Origin of the sequence: Bacillus sp. GbtcB14 (assembly GCF_019091205.1) — a bacterium.
In the GTDB taxonomy this organism is placed as follows: domain Bacteria; phylum Bacillota; class Bacilli; order Bacillales; family Bacillaceae_G; genus Bacillus_A; species Bacillus_A cereus_AG.
In genome coordinates this window covers 1-2,593 of the sequence record NZ_JAGXJT010000038.1, presented here as the reverse complement: position 1 = coordinate 2,593, position 2,593 = coordinate 1, and the positions used below count along the sequence as shown (strand labels likewise).

The window sequence follows — 2,593 nt, the reverse complement described above, 5'->3', positions numbered from 1 at the left end:
GTGCGACACGTTTCCCTATAAGTGTATAAACACGAAATGGGAGGGTTATCAATTTGATGACAACAACGGATTGACCGAAAGTAGGAATGAAAGCCGTCAAGTTGAGCTGAAACTACTTATCTGATACTCCTACATGCAAGGCGTGATAGTAGTCACAAGTTGTATGAAGCTAGGTGAAGTCGACTGAACAAAACCTAAGTGAGAAATCATATGGTAATGGATAGGTCGGGGTGCTACAAAATATCTAAGGTGAGAATGTCCTAACGGACTGGCAAACTTGCGAATGTACGGGTCTAAACGTTTAATATATCAGAAATGTATATGTCGTTAATGACGACGTTATCTACCGAAAAGTAAGATTAAATAGTATGAAATTCGGAACATCTAACGATGAGGATGTAAAGATAACAGGCTTAAAGCAAGCACCTAAGGATATATGTATAGCTAGGTCAATCGGAACGTGGTAAGCAAGAAACTGTCATCAACGTCTACTAACGGACAGATGCATATAAGGTTCGAACGAACCGAAATTGCTTCATTCTTGTGAAGGTGGGGACACAGTACCGAGGAAGCATGTAACGAATGTGGAGGGATAGTCCCTAGTCTTGTTCTTTGAAAACTAAATTAACTAGATGTAACTCACAGGATCGAGTAAGATGATGGGACTTTTCGAAAGAAAGGGGAATTAATACATCGGTGAGTACAACATTACGACATGCAGAATATTACAATATACAAAAAGTGTTTGATGATTTATATCAACGTAGTGAAAACAATGCTACTAAAGGGATAAATTTGTATAAGCACATCATATCAAAGGAAAATATTCTACTGGCATATAGAAATATAAAGGCTAACACTGGTTCAAAAACTGAAGGAACAGATGGTATCACAATCGACCATTATAAAATGGAAAAGGTAGATTCTTTCGTTGATAATATAAGAAAAACTCTCGAACACTATAAACCAAATACGGTACGCAGGGTGGAGATACCTAAGTCAAATGGGAAGAAACGCCCGCTAGGAATCCCTACAATGAGAGATAGATTGATTCAACAAATGTTTAAGCAGGTTCTAGAACCAATATGTGAAGCAAAATTCTATAAACATTCATATGGATTCAGACCTAATAGGTCAACACACCATGCGATGGCTAGGTGTCAATACTTGATAAACAGAGGTAGATTTAACCACGTAGTTGACATTGATATACAGGGTTTCTTTGACAACGTAAACCATTCCAAACTATTGAAACAACTATACAACATAGGGATAACTGATAAAAGAGTTCTGACAATCATCTCGAAAATGTTAAAAGCACCAATTAAAGGAAAAGGCATTCCTACAAAAGGAACTCCGCAAGGAGGGATTCTAAGTCCATTACTCAGTAATGTTGTATTAAATGATTTAGATTGGTGGATATCTAGTCAGTGGGAGAATATTAAAACAAGAAAACCATATACAACAAAAACCAAAAATCCACTGTTGATAAAAGCGAAATTGAAGAAAATGCATATAGTTAGATATGCAGATGACTTTAAAATCTTTACCAACAATCATCAATCGGCAACTAAAATATTCTATGCAGTGGAAGGGTATCTCAAAAATCAATTAAATCTTAATATATCTAATGAAAAATCAACTATAACCAACTTAAAAAGAAAATCTTCGGATTTTCTAGGGTTCTCTATCAAATCTGTTAAAAAGCGCAAAAGATATGTGGCAAACACACATGTGAGCGAGAAAAAGAAAAAGGATATCCTTGAAAAAGCAAAAACAAGAATTAAAGCAATTCAAAAGAGTCCATCAGGTAAAACAGTACAGGATTATAACTCTTATGTGCTTGGTATTAAAAACTATTACAAGATTGCAACACACGTGAATATAGACTTTGCTGAAATAGCTTTTCGTCTCTCGAAAACCTTATTTAATCGTCTAAAATCAATAGGGAAATATGAAATTCCTATCAACGCTAATAGACTATATAAAAGATTACACAGGAACAATTATAGAACCTTTGAAATAGCAGGTAACCATGTATATCCACTAGCAGACATACAAACACGGTTCCCTCAAAGTTTTAGTCAAGACATGTGTAACTATACTAGAGAAGGAAGACAAAAACTCATCGCAAGCCTAAAAGGTAACATTGCCAATGAAATACAAAAAATGTTGCTATCCTCCAATAAAGGACAGAGCATGGAGTATACAGATAACAGAATATCGAGGTATTCCATGCAAAATGGTAAATGCGCTGTCACCGGAATTTTCTTAACAGCCGAGGATGTGCACTGCCATCATAAAATACCGAGAGGTATGGGAGGTACTGACGAGTTTAATAACCTAATTATTGTACATGAATTTGTCCATAGACTGATACACGCAACAAATGAAAAGACGATTAAAACATATATGAGAATACTTCAATTGAGCGATAATCAACTGAAGAAAATAAACAAACTTCGTAAAGTTTGTAATCTAGTTACTTTAGTATAAAAGAATAAGATGGGGCGCTGTATGCGATGAAAGTCGCACGTACAGTGCTAAGCGGGGGAAAAGATGGAGATAACTTCAAAGTCTTACCTATCGCAAC

The 2,593-nt window shown here is 35.6% G+C and carries 1 protein-coding gene; it reads left to right on the top strand.

What is annotated here, in order from left to right; all coding sequences use genetic code 11:
* Positions 1-696: 696 nt before the first annotated feature.
* Entirely contained in the window at positions 697-2,496 is a 1,800-nt protein-coding gene (gene ltrA, locus KVT31_RS29195; protein ID WP_061654177.1) for a group II intron reverse transcriptase/maturase, read from the top strand.
* Positions 2,497-2,593: the final 97 nt, after the last annotated feature.